Origin of the sequence: Leptospira mayottensis 200901116 (genome assembly GCF_000306675.2) — a bacterium.
GTDB lineage: Bacteria > Spirochaetota > Leptospiria > Leptospirales > Leptospiraceae > Leptospira > Leptospira mayottensis.
Genome location: NZ_CP024871.1, coordinates 2433704 through 2451299 on the forward strand (window position 1 = coordinate 2433704; position 17596 = coordinate 2451299).

The 17596-nt window shown below is 40.3% G+C and carries 13 protein-coding genes and 4 pseudogenes; 15 read left to right on the plus strand and 2 right to left on the minus strand.

Annotated elements, in window-relative coordinates; genetic code table 11:
- Nucleotides 1–9 precede the first annotated feature (9 nt).
- The 5 genes and pseudogenes from LEP1GSC190_RS11010 to LEP1GSC190_RS20790 all read left to right on the plus strand — a co-directional run bounded on the left by LEP1GSC190_RS11010 (nucleotide 10) and on the right by LEP1GSC190_RS20790 (nucleotide 6029).
- The gene (locus LEP1GSC190_RS11010; RefSeq protein WP_002747788.1) at nucleotides 10–1008 is read left to right on the plus strand and encodes an N-acetylneuraminate synthase family protein; all 999 of its coding nucleotides are present in this window, start codon (nucleotides 10–12) and stop codon (nucleotides 1006–1008) included.
- Entirely contained in the window at nucleotides 1001–2143 is a 1143-nt protein-coding gene (locus LEP1GSC190_RS11015; protein ID WP_002747833.1) for a M23 family metallopeptidase, read from the plus strand. Before LEP1GSC190_RS11010 ends, LEP1GSC190_RS11015 begins: the two co-directional genes overlap by 8 nt.
- Nucleotides 2144–2157: 14 nt before the next feature.
- Entirely contained in the window at nucleotides 2158–2706 is a 549-nt protein-coding gene (locus LEP1GSC190_RS11020) for a hypothetical protein (protein ID WP_002747918.1), read from the plus strand.
- A gap of 1260 nt (nucleotides 2707–3966) precedes the next feature.
- Nucleotides 3967–4862, plus strand: a pseudogene (locus tag LEP1GSC190_RS11025) (IS110 family RNA-guided transposase); the annotation flags it as partial.
- 298 nt (nucleotides 4863–5160) lie between these two features.
- Nucleotides 5161–6029: pseudogene (locus tag LEP1GSC190_RS20790) on the plus strand (hypothetical protein).
- Nucleotides 6030–6543: 514 nt separating this feature from the next.
- Here the strand turns inward: LEP1GSC190_RS20790 and LEP1GSC190_RS11035 are convergent.
- Entirely contained in the window at nucleotides 6544–6768 is a 225-nt protein-coding gene (locus LEP1GSC190_RS11035; RefSeq protein WP_002761976.1) for a hypothetical protein, read from the minus strand.
- A 506-nt stretch (nucleotides 6769–7274) separates the two neighbouring features.
- Between LEP1GSC190_RS11035 and fliF the strand changes: the two genes are divergently transcribed.
- From fliF to LEP1GSC190_RS11080, 9 genes and pseudogenes are all read left to right on the plus strand, one after another.
- Nucleotides 7275–8975, plus strand: a complete 1701-nt coding sequence (fliF, locus tag LEP1GSC190_RS11040) for a flagellar basal-body MS-ring/collar protein FliF (protein WP_002748038.1) — start codon at nucleotides 7275–7277, stop codon at nucleotides 8973–8975.
- Nucleotides 8975–9943 (plus strand): FliG C-terminal domain-containing protein, encoded by a 969-nt coding sequence (locus LEP1GSC190_RS11045; RefSeq protein WP_002747746.1) that lies wholly within the window; start codon nucleotides 8975–8977, stop codon nucleotides 9941–9943. The genes fliF and LEP1GSC190_RS11045 overlap by 1 nt, the downstream gene beginning before the upstream one ends.
- Before the next feature lie 3 nt (nucleotides 9944–9946).
- Nucleotides 9947–10870, plus strand: coding sequence for a flagellar assembly protein FliH (gene fliH, locus LEP1GSC190_RS11050; RefSeq protein WP_002626492.1), 924 nt, complete (start codon nucleotides 9947–9949; stop codon nucleotides 10868–10870).
- Nucleotides 10871–10887: 17 nt separating this feature from the next.
- Nucleotides 10888–11240: pseudogene (locus LEP1GSC190_RS19795) on the plus strand (hypothetical protein).
- 456 nt (nucleotides 11241–11696) lie between these two features.
- Complete coding sequence (gene fliI, locus LEP1GSC190_RS11060) at nucleotides 11697–13064, plus strand: flagellar protein export ATPase FliI (protein ID WP_002747734.1); 1368 nt, start codon at nucleotides 11697–11699, stop codon at nucleotides 13062–13064.
- 3 nt (nucleotides 13065–13067) lie between these two features.
- The gene (fliJ, locus tag LEP1GSC190_RS11065; RefSeq protein WP_002747989.1) at nucleotides 13068–13634 is read left to right on the plus strand and encodes a flagellar export protein FliJ; all 567 of its coding nucleotides are present in this window, start codon (nucleotides 13068–13070) and stop codon (nucleotides 13632–13634) included.
- A 158-nt stretch (nucleotides 13635–13792) separates the two neighbouring features.
- The gene (locus LEP1GSC190_RS11070) at nucleotides 13793–14440 is read left to right on the plus strand and encodes a periplasmic-type flagellar collar protein FlbB (protein WP_002747800.1); all 648 of its coding nucleotides are present in this window, start codon (nucleotides 13793–13795) and stop codon (nucleotides 14438–14440) included.
- Between the two features lie 13 nt (nucleotides 14441–14453).
- Nucleotides 14454–14846 (plus strand): hypothetical protein, encoded by a 393-nt coding sequence (locus LEP1GSC190_RS11075; protein ID WP_002747864.1) that lies wholly within the window; start codon nucleotides 14454–14456, stop codon nucleotides 14844–14846.
- 16 nt (nucleotides 14847–14862) lie between these two features.
- A pseudogene (locus LEP1GSC190_RS11080) lies at nucleotides 14863–15179 on the plus strand (TonB-dependent receptor domain-containing protein); the annotation flags it as partial.
- Between the two features lie 171 nt (nucleotides 15180–15350).
- Here LEP1GSC190_RS11080 and LEP1GSC190_RS11085 read toward each other — a convergent pair.
- A complete protein-coding gene (locus LEP1GSC190_RS11085) occupies nucleotides 15351–16010 on the minus strand; it encodes an oxidoreductase (protein WP_002747748.1) in 660 nt (219 codons plus the stop codon).
- A 184-nt stretch (nucleotides 16011–16194) separates the two neighbouring features.
- On the opposite strand from LEP1GSC190_RS11085, the gene LEP1GSC190_RS11090 reads away from it, so the two are divergent.
- The gene (locus LEP1GSC190_RS11090; RefSeq protein ID WP_173380571.1) at nucleotides 16195–17478 is read left to right on the plus strand and encodes an adenylate/guanylate cyclase domain-containing protein; all 1284 of its coding nucleotides are present in this window, start codon (nucleotides 16195–16197) and stop codon (nucleotides 17476–17478) included.
- Nucleotides 17479–17596 lie beyond the last annotated feature (118 nt).

The following is a 17596-nucleotide window of genomic DNA, read 5'->3' on the forward strand; positions in this document are numbered from 1 at the left end:
AAGTAAAACATGACCTTTCTAAAAAAATTTTCAATCACATCCGGACTAGACGTAAGCACCGAGTCCCCCCCGATCGTCGTCGCGGAAATCGGGTTGAATCACAATAACGACGAAGAAGTCGGAAAAAAAACGATTGCCGCTGCAAAAAAGGCCGGAGCACAAGTCGTAAAATTCCAATCCTACGTTACAGAAGAGTTTGTAGACATTCACAATCCAGACGCGAAAATCCTCGTGGATATATTCAAAAAATATGAATTATCGGAAACGATGCATAGGAAATTTCAAAAAGCCGCGGAAGACGAGGGTTTGGTCTTTTTTTCCACCCCTCTTTGCGTTAGTTCTTTGCGCCTTCTTTTAAGCCTCAAAGTTCCGGCAATCAAAATCGCAAGCGGAGACGTAACCAACAAAATTCTTCTTTTAGAAACTGCAAAATCGAAACTTCCGGTAATTCTCTCTTCAGGCGCCGCGGATTTCTTCGAAGTGAATCGGGCAATCTCATTATTAGAAAAAGAAGGAACGGATAAACTCTGTCTTTTACACTGTGTTTCTCTTTATCCGACACCTCCTGAAAAAGCAAACCTCAAAGTAGTGGAAACATTCAAAAACCTTTATCCGTTTCCGATAGGCTTTTCGGATCATACCGTCGGAAGTATCGCCGCCTCGACCGCAGTTTCCTTGGGAGCTTGTATGATCGAAAAACATTTCACACTGAATCGGAGTCTGGACGGGCCGGACCACGGAATTTCCGCAAATCCGGAAGAACTAAAAACGGTTTGTGAAAACGTTCTTACCGCTTGGAAGATGAAGGGAAATGGAGAAAAAAAACCTTGGCCGGAAGAAATAAGCGGAAGATTTTTCGGTAGAAGGTCTTTATATGCGGATTCAAAAGGTTCACCGATCGCTCTCCGACCAGATCTAACTCAAAAATCAGAAATGTTCTTAGATTCCTGGGAAATCGAAAAAGCAAATGGAATCAAATCGGAGCCAGGCAAGCCCTTCCATGTATAATACATTCCATATTTCTAAATTAAAAAATTCGATTATAAAATTTAGATTTTTGATCTTTTTCGCTTTCACTTCCGTAATCGGAACTCCGATCTCATACGGAAATCTCGGTTCCGAAACGGACTTTATCGATTTTGGTAGATGGACTACGACGCCATTCAGTTATTCGGTATCTTCCTCTTTTTCGTCTGAATACGGCGGATTTAACCTCTTCGATTCCGATTCGAACACTCATTGGTACTCCTCCAATCGCTCCGGTTCGGAATGGATCATAATCGATTTCGGAGCCAAAAGACTCATCAATGGTCTGGAAATCACCGTCCCCATTTTTAGAAAAGAAAGAGCGGCAAAAAAATACGAAGTTCAGGTCCTAATCCGAGACGATTGGAGAACCATATTCGTAAATCAAGAAGTACAACTGCATAATTTCCACAAACTTGAAAATCTAGACGCGTCAGTACTGAGAATTTATTTTCCGAATACAACGGATCACGGCGTAGTGATCAGTGATCTAAAACTTTTCCTAAATCAAAAACTATTAAATGGAATCGAACCCAGACTTCGCGGTTATACCTTTCCCGTTCCCGATGGGTTGATTCCGGGCTTAGACTTTCAACTTCCGAACGCTCCCCGTGCCTATCGCAACGGAGTCCATAAAGGAATTGATATATACAAAAAACGAGAACTATCCGGTCAAACCCGAAATCTAAATTTTCAAGATGAAGCGGTTTCTCCGGCGGACGGCATTATAGTTCGCGCGGATCACTTATATTCTCCCATGACCCTTTCCGATTACGAATACCATACCTCCCAATCCCAAAAAGGAACGGTTACTTACGTCGAAAAGGATTTCGGAGGAAGACAGGTTTGGATCGATCACGGACACGGCGTAATGTCTAGTTTCAATCACCTTTCTTCCATTCGAAAAAATCTAAAAGTAGGAAACAAGGTAAAACGAGGGGAAGTGATCGGAACAATCGGCAACTCAGGTCTTATGGAAGAAGCAAAAGGGATCGCAGATAACGCGCATCTTCACTTTGAAATTTGGGTGGACGGGGAATTTTTTGGGAACGGAGTCGCACCAGCGCAGGTACGAAAAATGCTTCAATTTTTCTTTAAACGTAACGGGGCAGACTAACGCGAGATTTCAAAATGTGTTATTACATCACGTCCACATTTCCCGACCAAGTCGATATTGAAAAAGCAAATAAAACGCTGGATCGTTATCATTTAAAATTTAATGAAATTCTAAATTCTTGGATTTTAAAACAGATCCCGAACCGCCATAGATATTTCCGACCAACTTTAAAGATCTGCGATTGTGGAACCGAATTAGGAAGTTTGAACGGTAACAAGAAAAAAGATCACAAATCCGACATGGATAAACTCAAAAGAAAAGGCTGGTCCCAATCCAAAATCAACCGCTGGATTAAAGAAAGAAACGCCTATCAAATCAAGAATTCCGTAAAATTTGATTCTTATAAGAATCACAATCTATCCGAAGGAGTCTTCTGGTATCAATTTATTAACGATTGGTTACAAATATCGAAAGAATTCGGACTTTTGCTGCACTGGTACGACGGAACGATAGAAGAGGAAAACTTCGAACTAAAAAAGATTCAAAAAATCAAAATAGAAGATATATCCGAAATGTTCTTTAGTAAAATGGAATGCGATATTTTATATTTATTTCAAAAGTAATGCCGAATAAATTTCTTTTTTGATTCTAGTTTTTTACAAACACTATAAACTTGTCGCAAAACCTCAGATGTAGGAACTCCTACGAGAGTGTTCCAACGGTAAAATCCGTAACACCGTCGGGCAACCGTTTCGGATTAAATTCCGGATTCTCCGCTTTTTTATATCCAGTCCAGCCAAACTTCCGTCTTTCAAGTTTCAATGGAGGATTCATTTCTTTTCAACAAGCGGAATTATTCAGTAAAAACCAAAACCCATCTTATACGAAGATCTTAATTTTTTGGATTTTCATCGCAATGGGAATTAGAAAAATGTTTTATTCGGAGATGAGCACTTTATACGGGCCGTTATGGTTTGGTTCTTCTATGGACGAAGCTTGTCCGTTTGTGCCCAGTACAGAAGCAAGAATCAGTTTACCTTACTCAGACCCTAAAACTTACGGATCCTACAGAAGAAGTTTCGAAAAAATATATTGAAACCTGTGAAACAATCGCGAGAGAAATTTTATTCGTTTTCCAAAATTTAAAAGAGTGAGCTCCGAAACTACTGATCCGCACAATGCGCAATAAATCGCCTCTGTTCGTCTAAAAGAATCCCCTCCCAAATGATTCTATATTATAGAATAAACTAATTTATAGATTCCCGTTTACTTTTTATGGAATATTCCGAATCGTTTATCAAGCACCAGCCTCAAGATCTATCGAGCGATCCATAGAGAGCGAGATAGCCGCAGATAGCGAAAGCATTACCGAGCGACCGTAGAAGCGAGGTTGAGTTAATCGAAGGTTCTTAGCGCAGCTAAGATAAGCGATCCATAGATTAGTATGATTCTTAGATGTAAGGCAGTTCGAAAAGTGCTATTCTTGAGTCGACGGAGTCAAGAAGGCCGGTGGCAGACTGATCGCTCTGCCAGTCGTTTGAAGAGGTTAAGGCATCTCGCTCCTGAACTCGAAGTATAACGCTCTCTATTTCTCACAATTACTTGGATCTCTTCCGACAATCCTCTGTGAAACGTGCGTGCCCCACCCGCGTTTGGGTGGAGGAGGAGAGGTGGCGGGAAGACCCCGGTAATTTTTCTCTATCAGAAAATCATACTTTTTGCAAGTAAAAAGCCTCGTTCTTGTCGGAACACTTGAAAAAATATGTGCTTTAGATTCTTACTATTTCAAAATTCCTCTCAACTTGTAAGTCCGCCTTCTGAACTGAAGGTCGCAGAGTTTTCCCATGGGTCGCTCTCTTGGGGTAAGAACCCGATCCATAGATGAATCTAAATCTCAATCTTTTAGAATCGCAAAAACGATATTAAAAGTTCATAAAGAAGTTCAAGTGATCGTATTGAATCCGGGAGACCTTACTACAATTTACCAATCCTTAAAAAAGACGGATAAAGAAGACTCGCTCAAGATCGCAAGACTCATACAACGTTTTCCGATAGAAGAATTGCCGGTCGTTCCGATGAAGAGGAGGATAATAGAAGACTATGCACCGAACAGGAGAACTGGACAAGGCAACTAACACAAAACAAGAATCGGCTTCACAGTTTATTTACTCAGGCTGGTGTGACTCAAATTACAAAGAAACATTTACGAACTAAACTCTCAAGAGAATTCTACATAAACTTGCTTCCTGAACGATACAAAAAAGAAGCAGAAAGAATTTTAAAAGTTTTAGATTTAATGGAACAAAATCTAAAACTAATAGAAGAAGAAATTAAAGAAGCCTTAAAGAAAAACAAGGCTTATGCTCAAACGATCCTTTCGATGTCAGGAATTGGCTTGTTCACTTCTTTAGAGATCATGAGTTATATGGGAGATTGTAAAAGATTCTCTTCCGCCAAACAAACGTATCACTATGTAGGCTTGGTGTCAAGGGGTTGATATTTCTGGAGATTCCGTTTATTACGGCAGAATTGTCAGCCTTCAATTCGAAGAGTGATCGTTCAGGCGGCCTGGAGTCGAGTCTTGTTCATTCTCAACTGGAGGTAGAATTAAAACATTCTATCAAAGGCTCTATCTAAAAAAAGGTCCTAAAAAATCAATCATAGCGACTTCTCGCAAAATGATCGAAATTCTTTATACAATGATTAAAATGGGAGAGCTTTCGATTCTATGCCGGATAAGGTTCTCAATCGTAAGTTGATTTATTATGGTCTTATATAAAAAATAGCGGAGGGGACTTGGCAGAAGAAATATAGGAGAGAGCGAGACAAACATAAGTCGCGAGGCAAGGCGTTGTTTCTCAGCATAACTGAGATGAGTGAAACACTGAATATCACCAAAACGCAGGAGAGTTTTTACACTTCTAAGACTTGAGAACAAACCCTCAAAATTCAAAAAGTAAATTCGAGATAATCGGGAAAAAAATCTTTTCCGTTTGACCGTATCGAAATGTATTTTTAAAACGTCAGGGAAGTTTTCGAAAATGATAGTTTAGATTTCTATTAAATCATGAAAAAAAATCGCTTTACTCAGTAGATTTTTATTCCTCTTTACGACATTGCATTCTCTTTTGCTCCTCGTTACTTTATTTTCAAAAGAGTTATATAATTTGCGATATCATCATTCGCATTCGTTTGTTTCGGATGTGCTACTATATTTAATTCCGGCAATCGCCGCCGTGTTTATCGGTCCTCTGTTTCGGCACACTGATTTTGATTCCACAAAACATAGAGCTGTTACGATCATATATTTATCGATCGGCTTAATTTTCTTACTCGACAACAAATCCTATTGGGGGTATTACATTTCACGTCCATCAATACCGAACTCGATCCAAGAAGCTCGCCACGGCCTCCCCAGCTTTGTAATCTTAAACCGGACAATCGTTATTGTACATCCCAAGATATCACCAGAGGAGGAGGTGGTTACTATGTCAGATCGAGTAGAATCAAATACTACATGTACGATATGGGAATTATGGGCATTGTCGAAAAGCGATAAAAAAACCTTCGTTCCTTTTGAATACCGCCAAGGGTATGGCGATCCGTGATTTTATCGAAAAAAATTATACATTTGAACGCCCTGAAGAAGGATACAGTTCTTGTTTCCCTGAGGTAGACATATATGAATTCGCAAATGATTATGGAAAACGAATCTACTATGTAGGTTATTCCACACTAGAATTATCAAACGATCATTACGAATATTATGAATTTATAATTCATGAAAATGAGACTGGGGTATAAGATCCACCAATCTAATCGTTTTTTTTACGACATAGCGGGAGCAGAACAATGGTTAGAATTTCCTTTTGATATGCTAATCTTTAACGTTCTTTATATACTTACCGTCGGAAAGACGACTAGTATGAACCGAATTAAAACCTGATATTCGTTTTAAATATTTCGGAGCAAACAAGGAAGCTACAGGAAATCCCGCTAAGTAGGCGTCGACTAATGTATTATTTCATTAAAACACGGGCGATTTAAACTATACTTTTCGAAAACAACCGCTCTTGTCGTTTGAATACGAATCCTCTTATCCGGAGATGAGCAGAAATTAATTTCCATCTCTTTATTTTTTTAGGATTCGGCCTGAAACTTTTAAGACCACTTTGATTTTGATCAAAATACTTTTGAAAATCCAAGAAAACAGACTTTAAGCGTCACGGCAATTTTATTTCAGAAAAAGTTTATTTAGAGAAACAAGCGATAATATTCCTTTAAAAAACAAATATTCTTCTTTCGAAACAAGTTATCAGGATGTATCTTTCAATATGTAAGTCGTCAATTCCAGAAATTTTTCTTTCTGAAAATCGCGTTTTAAAACGAAACCACCAGTGATATATAAAATTTCATATTCAGAAATCTGCAACCGTTCGAGTTATTTAAAATCTCCTAAATCAACAATAATACCAAAGGCCTGAACAGTTGTGTAATAGGGACAAACCGGATCTTAATTTTGGAATTTCTTTTACAATCCATTGATAGACATGAGCCTTCTCATCATACATCCGGTTGGATATCCGGATCTCTTTTTTTGGATTCGAATCCGGTTTGCTGATTACGTTCAGACGAATCTGATTTGGAATCGAAAAATCAATTTCGGACTCACAAGATTGAAACATAAGCGAGAAGATACTGAAAAAGACCAAAATGAATGGTTTACTAGTTTTGATGGATTATCTGAAATTCGGATTTTTTTAAATACCATGGCTTTTGTAGTTATAAAAACGTAACAAATTCTATCAATTTCAAGAAACTTTCCTAAGGATAATTCGCAAGTAGGAACTCCTACTTTTGCCTATCTCACTTCCTCCAGATTCTATATAACTTTTTTACAAAAAGATTCATGTTTAAGAAACGCCCATTGAGCAAAACTTGTGTTTATCGACCGTCTCGATCGCATTATATCCAACGATTCTTTCAAATAAAAATCCTGCATCTTCCACTATACAAAAATTCAGTGCCCGACCGAATCGCTATAAACACATTCAAAATGACGAATGTTTACGAAACCTGCACTTAGCATTCGTATAGCAAAATAATTTTCCCTAAAAAAATCGGAAAAGAATTGTACTTTCTTTCCGATATTTGATTATGTCCCGTATTGTAAATTCGGTGGAGATTCGTTATGCCTGAGCAGGTGCAGAAAATCTTAAATAATATCCGGGAATTTTTTACGACCCTGGATACGACTAAAAAGCTTATACTCGGAGGGGTGGCGTTAACCGTCCTGGTTGCGATTGGAATTCTTTCCACAATCTCCCTTCAAAAAAACCGAGTGGTTCTGTTTAAGGACCTAACGAGCAAGGACTTTGCCGAAGTCACGAAAAAACTGGACTCTCTCGGCTATCAGTACGGAAGTTCAGATACAAGTGTAATTACAGTCGATCCGGAGCAAAGACAAGAGATCGTAACCAAACTTGCTCAGGAAAACTTGATTCCCGCCGGAGTTCAAGGCTGGGAGCTTTTCAACGTGGATAAATTTACCGAAACCCAGTTCGATAAGGATATCAAAAAATATAGAGCCCTAAAGGGAGCCATCGAACAATCCCTTATGACTCTGCGCTCCGTGGACAAGGCATACGTAAACATAGCCTTCCCCGAAGACGAACTCTTCAGCTCAAATTCATCTCCCGTCAAGGCATCCGTAATCCTTCACTATATTCCAGGAGTAGAATCGCTTTCCAGAAAAGAAGTCAAAGGGATCGTGAATTTGGTTTCCAGAGCGGTTCCTAAGTTAAAACCGGAAAACGTCAGCGTAGCGGACGCAGACGGCAAGATCATTAGCGACTTTGAAGAGGATTTGGAAAAAGAAAGACTAGAACTAAGGATCGTTCAGGAAAAATTAAGAATCGGTGAAGAACAAAGAATCCAACGTTTGATCGACATGAGAAACACGCTCCGCTGGCTACTCGGAGGGGAAGACAGAGTTGATATTACACGTTTTGAATATAACTTAAATTGGGATAAGGAATCCTATAAAGACAATTCCGTATCTCCCGTAGTCGCGATTCCCGACAACCCAAACACTCCTTATTCCGAACTAAAGCTTGTGGACGGGTATTCTCTCAAAGTTTCCTCCAAAGAAACCAAAGAAGATTTTAAAGGTAGAGGTTTTACACCGGACGGTCCCGCCGGAACCGAACCGAACATCCCTCCCGGATACAAGGACACCGACTATCAAAAATCGGAATACAGCAAGTCAGAAAACATCAACAACTACGAATTCAACAGAAGAGTTTCCGAAGTTCAAAAACAACCTTGGAAAGTGGAAAAAGTAAACCTTTCCGTAGTCATCGACGGAATGTGGGAAAAGAAAGAAAAAGAAGACGGAACCGGTTATGACCGCAAATACATTCCGGTTTCCGAAGACGAACTCAGACAAATTCGTAAAAACCTTGAGTCCGCCGTCGGAATCGATAAGGCAAGAGGTGATCAAATTTCGGTCATCACGATTCCCAAAGACAGATCCTCTCAGTTCGCGGCGGAAGACGAAGAACTCCGCAAACAAAAAGCGATCCGCCAGATGATCATCGCATCCTTAATTATCATTCTTCTTTTAATCGTAAGCATCCTAGTCTACAGAGCAGTCAAAAAAGAAATCGCAAGAAGAAGAAGACTCAGAGAAGAAGAACTTGCAGCTCAACAACAAATGATGAGAGAGGCCGCACTCCGCGTCATGGACGAAGGCGGAGCGGAAGTGGAACTCTCTCTGGATGAAAAATACAGAAGAGAACTTCTCGAAAACGCTATCAACCTCGCCAGAGAAAAACCGGAAGAAGTCGCACAACTTCTCCGCACATGGCTCTCTGAAGAGGAAGCGAGCTGATGAATCCCCTATCTTCCAGACAAAACAGAGCAGGAAGCCTTCTTAGGATTTTGGGAGAACACCTCCCTCCGGAAGTCTATCGTCATCTGGGTCCGGAGGAGACGGGAAAACTTCTTGAGACGTTTCACAAAACCGGAAAGCCGGACTCTAAAGAAGAGAGAGAAATTCTCTCTTCTTTTTTAAATTCCCTCTCTAAGATTCGAAAAGAAGAAAGTATCGATCCCGAAGGCTTAAATCTCATTCGGGAACTCGAAGCTCTTCTCAAAGAAGAAAAAGAAGAGAAGGATCTTCTACAGGAACTAAAGACAAAAAGCACGGAAGAAATTTCAAGAATCGTATCCGGAGAAAAGCCGAGTATGATCGCTCTGATTTTATGTTTCGGAAACCCGGATGCGGCAGCTGCGGTGTTAAACGACTTTCCCGAAAAGATGAAAGAAGAAATTCTTATACAGATTCACGATCTGGACCTTTCCAGCGAGTATGAAAAGAATCGTTTGGAAAGATTTTTAAAGTTCAAACTCGAAGCGTTGGCTCTTGAGGAAAAAAGTCTTCCGATCAACAATCCTATGGGGAAAAAGGCCGCCGATCTTTTGGGAAGATTACGACCTGGAGATTCTCAAAAAATCTTCGATCGGATCCGCGAGAAACGTCCCGGTTTTGCCGAAAATATAATGGAACACTTCTTTCGGATGGAAGATCTGTTATACTTAGAAAGAGAACCGCTAAATCGGTTTTTTTCTTCCTTTCATCCGATTGTCCTCGCGTGTGCGTTCAAAGGGACGGAAATGGAAGTTCAGACGCGAATTCTTGAAAAATTAGAACCAGCTCTCTCCTCTTCCATCCGATTGGAATCCGACTCTATGGGTCCGATCAGCCTCGCCGAAATGGAGACCGCTCAGAACGGAATCCTAGAAAGACTCCGAGACGAGATCGAGGAAGGAAGTATCAAATTTTGGAGAGCGACTTAATTTATGGCCAAACTCGTCTTTAAACCCATACAAATTGCGGATATCAAAGATCAGGTAGAACTGGCGATCCCCGACAAATACAAAAAGTTCCACAGAGATGAAGACGCAGAAGAGTTCGAGGTAGATCAAGAAGGAAATATTATCGAACAATATCAGGGGCCTTCCATCGAAGAAATCGAAGCGGAACTGAGCCGTTACCGAGAAGAAAACGAGGAGCAGGTTCGTAAACTCCTCGAAGACGCAAGAAGAAAATCCGAAGAGATAGAAGAAGAAGGACGTAAACGCGCCTTCCAAATGATTCAAGACTCCAAAGAAAAAGTCAAACTCGAAGAAGACACCGGCAAGGCGAAAGCGGAACAGATTCTTGACCGAGCAAAGATGGAAGTCGAGAGGATGATCAAGGAAGCCGAGATGAAGGTCGCAGAGATCGAACACGAAGCTTACTTAAAAGGATACGATGCGGGTCGCGAAGTCGGTTTTAAAAAAGGCCAGGGAGAAGTTAGACGTCTTATCGACCGTTTGGGAACCATCGTCGGTAAGGCAATCGACATCCGAGAAGAAATCATCCAAGCTTCGGAAAAGCAAATGGTAGAAATGATCCTCATCATCGCACGCAAGGTGATCAAAGACGAAATTATAGAAAGAAAGGAAATTGTTCTCAACAATATTAGAGAAGCTTTAAAGAGAATCAAGGACAGAGATCGCGTGGACATTCGCGTCAACTTTGCGGACTTAGAACTCACCACCGCACACAAAGACGAACTTATCAAACTCATGGAATCCCTGCGCAAAGTCAATATCTACGAAGACTCTCGTGTAGACCGAGGCGGAGTTATCATCGAAACCGACGTGGGTGCGATCGACGCGAGAATTTCCACTCAGCTCAAAGAAATCGAGGAAGCGATCCGAAATGCAGAACCGATCTAAAATGTGGTAACCGACAAATGAGTATTTTGAACTCCTATTTTTTGAAATGGAAAATACCCCTAATAAACAAGAGAAAGCATTAAAAATTTTATCCAAGAGGAAAAAGACTTTCGATTATAAGATCGTAAATCTTATTTATGAAAAATTTTGGAAAGACAAATCTTTCTACGAAGCCAACTTTAGAATTTATTTAAATTCTAAAAATACAAAGAGCGCCGTATTTTAATCTTTATTATTTTCTCAAAAACCAAGTAGCGATTGGCGTGTTGTTGGGCCACACAACCAAACCAATGGGACTTTGAAAGAATTTGTAATCAATCGGCTTTTTTTAGGTTTGAATTGGGCGCATTTTGAAATCCAAAACGAATGAAGTCGACCTCTTATTTTTTCCGTAGCGCTTGAAACGATTCCTTTTCTTTGTTGGAACCATTTTTGCAAATCATAATAAAACATTTTCAACCTCTTCCTCTAGAGAGGAGTTTGACGCAAAGGTAGAGCAACTTGTTTTTTTAGGGTTTTCTGCACGAAAGATTCAGAGAATTTTTCCTTTGTAGTAGTTCCCGCAAAACCGGAAAATTTTAGAACTCATTCAAGTGTAGTAGTTCCTACAGAATTGAAGCATCTCAGAGCTTATCCCGCCTGCTCTTTTCCGTAGAAGTTCTCACAAAATCGACCTGCTCCAGATTGAACTTTTATTATTGAGTGTAAAAGCCGCGCCGAATGTATCCTTCATTGCTTTCCAACACGACATAATTCTTTTATTTTCGCATAGATACTTGACTTTCCTACAAACTCAGGATACCAAGAGATAATTCCGAGTTTTTCTATGATTGAAAAGAAATTTCACGAAAAAATAGACGTGATGTCGAAATACTTTCTGATCATGGATCGCACCGAAACGATCCGAAAATCCGGAAAGGTAATTCGAGTCTCTGGAAATGTTATTTATTCGGAAGGCCCACCCGATTCTAAAATCGGAGAACTGATGGATGTCCAGAAAAGCGGGAAAGAAGGTTATCTACAGTGTGAGATTGTAGGCTTTGAAGGTCATGTTTATACCCTTATGCCCTTAGGTCCCATCGAAGGAGTTTATCCAGAAGCATTCGTTTTTTCGTCCGGAAGAAAACTCGCAATCCCAGTCGGTAAAGAGCTTCTTGGAAGAGTTTTAAACGGGGTCGGAAGACCGATTGATAAAAAAGGTCATATCATCACAAAAGAAGAACGCGGACCTGATAACGATGTTCCAAATCCTCTGGATCGCCCCATCATCCGGGACATTCTTATGACCGGGGTTCGGGCAATCGACGGGATTCTTACCATAGGAAGGGGGCAACGTGTCGGGATTTTTTCCGGTTCCGGTGTCGGTAAATCCAGTCTCCTGGGTATGATCGCGCGTTATACTAATGCGGATATAAACGTCATCGCTCTCGTGGGAGAAAGGGGCCGAGAAGTAAACGAATTTATAGAGATCGACCTCGGTAAAGAAGGTCTTCAAAAATCTGTTGTTCTCGCCGCCACCTCAGATGCCCCAAAAATGGAACAGGTCAATTGTGCTTTGCTCGCCACCTCCATCGCGGAATATTTTCGAGACCAAGGAAAACACGTAAACCTAATGATGGATTCCTTAACTAGATTCGCTCAAGCCAACCGGGAAATCTCCGCTTCCAACCACGAACCTCCGATCACGAGAGGTTTTAGTTCATCAGTTTTTTCTAAATTAGCAAAACTTGTGGAACGTTCAGGAACCTCCAAATCAGGCGGAACGATCACTGGATTTTATACAGTTCTGACAGAAGCAGACGAAATGGAGGATCCGATTGCAGACGCTGTTCGAGGTTATATAGACGGACATATCATCCTAAACAGAAAACTCGCGGAAAAAAACCATTATCCCGCGGTAGATGTTCCCGCTTCCCTTTCAAGAGTGATGGCAAGAATCGCTCCGGAAAATCAGAACCTAAGAGCAGGGATGATCCGAGAACTCATCAGCGTTTATAACTCAGCGGAAGAATTGATCCGTTTGAACGCGTATGTTTCCGGTTCCGATCCGAGAGTTGATCTTGCAATTCGTAAAAAAGATAAGATCGATCGTTATCTGAAACAGAAAATTCAGGAGCGAAGCACCTATTCTCAAGCGGTGCAGGGATTGAAAGAGATACTCGAAGATGATGAGCAAGAAAAAGAGGAGTTCTAATTCTTGAAACGATTTCAATTCAATCTGGAACCCGTTTTAAATCTTCGTAAGAAAAAAGAAGATGAAAAACTTAAAAGTTTCTCCCTCGTAGCGGGAGAAATCAATCAGATCCGCAATTCTATTCGAGAAAACGAAAGACAAATAGAATTTCTAACTGGAGATTCCGCCTCTCTCCACGGAGCTTCTTTAAGAGATTACCAACTTCATCAGGGTTATATTCGTTCTCTCATCACCCAGAACGAAAACTTAGAATCCGATATCAAAGATAAAAAACCGGAACTCGACGCAAAAAGAGCCGAGTTGATTCTGGCTCAAAAAGATCGTAAAATTTTGGAAATCCTCAAAGAGAACCAATACAAGGCTTACAAAAAGTTATACTTCAAGAGAGAAAAGTTCGAACTCGAAGAACATTACAATCAACTTAAATCCATCCAATGGAGAAAAAACTATGAATCCTCTGAACCTGAACCGGCTCCGAGAATCTTTACGTACGATACGAGCTCAAGAACCGAAAACGACGAATCGGGAGCTTCAGAAATCAAAAAACTCTACGACAAATATAAAAGATGAATCCCTGTTTCAGAAAATCCTAAACGTCACTACCGAAAATTCTCCGCAAACGACGGATTCCATTCTCAGTCTTCAAAAGAAAATCTCCGATTTTCAAAAGAAAGCGGAACTATTAGAAAATAAGATCAACGGAAATCGAATCGATCTAAAGGTTTAGTATGGCATCTTTAAGCGATAAGGCAAGAGCTACATATCTCATTCTTCTCATCCTATTTTTATTGGGAATCGGCTTTTTTGTTTTTGATTATTTCCAAATCATCAACGCTGCGGAGCTTCTTCCCTTTCTTCGCAAAGAGCCCGCTCTCGTAAACCAGGATAACGAATCTCCGACGGAACTCCAAAAATTGGAATTCGCCAAAGCTCAGGAAAGATTTGCGGAAGAATTAGACGAGCTGGAAAAAAGAAAGACGGAGCTTCTGGCCGAAAAAGGAAAGCTCGAAGCAGAAATGGAAAAGCTTGAGGAGATGCGTCAGGGCCTCATCACAAAAGAAAAAGAGATGAAATCGGCCGACTCGGAAAAAAATAGTCGTCAAAAACTCGTAAAGGTTCTCGCGGACAAAGTAGGAAATATGCCCCCTGAGTCCGCGGTCGGCATGCTCACAAACTGGCCTGATGGAGACATCATCGACGTTTTTATTCAGATGGACAAAGACGCAGAAGACGACGGGAGACCAACGATCACTACTTATCTCTTAACTCTTTTTCCCGCAGATAGACGTGCAATGATTACAAATAAATGGCTCAGTAGGTCAAGTGGAATCAAAACCCCCGGCATTCCAGACGATGCAATAGAGGCCAATCCATAATTTCGGAGAAATCATGAATTTCGTAATAAGATTACTTTTTATCACCTTCGTATTTTTATTGTTACTCGAATCCTCCATCATAGCAAAAAAGAATGCTAATTCATCTTCCCCCAAAGTCAGTGGTTATGAACTTGTTTCCAACCCTTCCGCCGCTTTCGGAAAAACAATCCAAATTTCCGGAACGGTTTCAGAGATTTTGTATAAAGGAAATTCGATTCGGTTTTTGGTCTACTTTTCCGGTAAGCCGGTTGCTTTGGATTCAGATTCAACTTCCTTAATCTCCAGCATCCAAGTAGGAAGTTACGTTTCCGTTTGCGGTTTCTATCTCAAAGACCGGGAATTGAAATCAAACGGAGTTCTTACCTCAATGCCTTTTATTTTGGTCGATTCTCCGAATTGCAGATAAACGTTATGTTACAAGGGATTATAATGGAAATCGACCGATCAATGTTCCCAGAAATACAGCAAATTTTTGGACCACTTATACGTTCTCTTCCGGTTTTGGATTTGGATTAGGTGGACGTTATGTGGATTCCATAACTGCGAATAATGCGAATTCTTTCTTTGTCCCGCCTTAGGGATTATACGATGCGTCTGTTTATTATAAATACGGTTACTATTATTTTCAGATTAACTGTACTAACATATCGAATAAGAGATATTTTGTATCGTCCATTCCGAATCCAACCCCCCGGGTCCTCCAAGACAATTTTTGTTTACGGTCAGTGGTAAATTCTAAGTTATCTGCAATTGAAAATCCGCTTCAATTGGAAGTTCTCTCAAAAGTGGACAGAGTTATGGAATAAAGCGAAAGAAGTTCTCAACTTGAAAATTCTTACGATTCAATGAAACATAACTTTGTCATACAAAACGTAAAACACGTTTACAATTCGTGCATACAAAAACAAAGTCAATTTTCGCCTACAATTGCAATTTGATCCGACTCTAAAATACGAACTCCAGTCGCTTCCTTTTTTGCGATACGGATCATCGCTTTAGCGACAGTTCTTCCATGAATCGATCTATACTTTCGAATTCCTCCTAAAAGAAATGGATTTACAATCTTCGCAAAAAATTGCCCCAGTGTTTCGCCGGGACGAACCTCCTCTCTTTCTCCCTCCAATAAAGAAGGTCTAAAGATCCCAAGAAAAGAAAAATCGATATTTTTCAGATCCCTTTCCATTTCTCCCTTTACTCGATTATAAAATACTAATGAGTCTGGGTTAGCTCCCAAAGCACTCACTACGAAAAAAGATTTAGCTCCTATTTCTTTTACGAGTTTAGCAAATTTCAAAACGTATTCATAATCCACTTTTTTGAAATTCTCCTGACTTCCCGCTTTGGAAATCGTGGTTCCCAAACTGCAAAATACATCCGTAATTCCTTGAGGAAAAAGTGAAGCAACTAACGCGTCATAGTCGGAAACGATTTCTTCGACTCCGGCTACACTGCCCGGTCTGCGTACGAGCGCATATACTTTTTGGTATTCGGCGGAAGTGGATAATTCTTCCAAAAGATATTTTCCGATCAGGCCAGTCGCGCCTGCGACTAACGCTAATTTCTGAGCCATAACTACCTCTTCTCCTACAAAATGCAAAAGAATGAATTTCTTCCTTTTTTATGAAAGAATTTTTTTTAAAATCAATTTCTCTTCTCGGAAAGAATTGATCTCGAACCCGGAAGTTTCTATCTTGAACTTTGTGAACATACTCCTATCAATCAAAAAAGCGCTTCGTACATTGGATAGAAAGTCCATGCCGGATTCCGTTTTGGAAGTCCTCAAAAAAGAAGAAAGAAGCGGAATTATTATCACAAATTACTTCCGTTATCTAATCGCTTTATTTTTTCTGGTTCAGATCGTCGTCAACGTCAACAATGGAAACCACAAATTCAACCTCATCGCATTTTTGATCTATCTTTCTTTAACATTCGTGCATACGATCGTCATTCGAGTTTCTCCACTTTCCGTCATAAGCGTTTTCAACTACATAACTTTGTTTACTGAATACCTTCTTATACTCGGAGTTTTGCTTTTTTACACTTTCACGACAAAGAATGTGGACTTAGGTTTCGCTCTTAAGAATCCGATTAATCTTTTTTTTCTATTCCCAATCATCTATTCCCTTTTGCAATTTAAAATCCGTTTCGTTTTCATTGGGCTATTTCTCTTTTATTTGATCTATTATTCGATTTTATGGGTTGCGGCTTCTCAAGGTCAGCTTATCTACACAAAAGATTGGGGAAGTTACGTCAACGGTCCGAACATTTTGATCGAAGATATAGTCGCGGGCAAGCCAGGTTTGTATTTTTGTTTTGCGATGATGATTTCCATGGGAATTTTCCGGACAATCTCAATGGTAAAACGAATCGGAATTGTAGAAGGTCAAAAGACCGAGCTCTCCAGATACTTTTCACCTAAGATCGTAAACGAAATGGTGGAAAATCCGGAAACTTTTCAAAACGGAAACCGACAAATTGTAAGTATCCTTTTTTTAGACATTCGCAACTTTACCTCAATGTCTGAGAACATGGATCCGAAAGAACTCGGCGAACTTCTATCGGAATTTCGCAAAATAATGACGGAATGCGTCTTTGAAAACAACGGAACCTTGGACAAATATATCGGCGATGCCGTGATGGCGACATTTGGCACACCTCATCCTTCTCCTTCGGCGGAAGTAGACGCAAGAAATGCGGTTGGTTGCGGAGTCATTATGCAGAAACGTCTCGCCGAATGGAACTTGCTTCGAAAATCGGAAGGAAAAGCTCCGATTTCTATCGGTATAGGAATTCATACGGGAGAAGTTTTTGCAGGAAACATAGGAAGCGATCTCCACAGAGAATATTCGGTCATCGGCGACGCAGTCAACACCGCTTCCCGCATCGAATCCCTATGTAAAGTTTTAAAAAAACATTTTCTCATTTCGAAAGAAACCATGGAGTTGTTAGGTGGGAAATATATTCTCAATCGTATGCCCCGTGTCAAAGTCAAAGGAAAAGAAGAACCACTTCAAATCTATGAAGTTGTTTGGGGTTAATTCACGACCCGTAGAGAGTGAATTAGTCAGAGCGAAGCGACGACTCTTTGCAAAGCAAAGAAATACAACAGAAAACTCAAGTAAATACTGTCTTTCTATGGATCACCAAGAGCGAAGC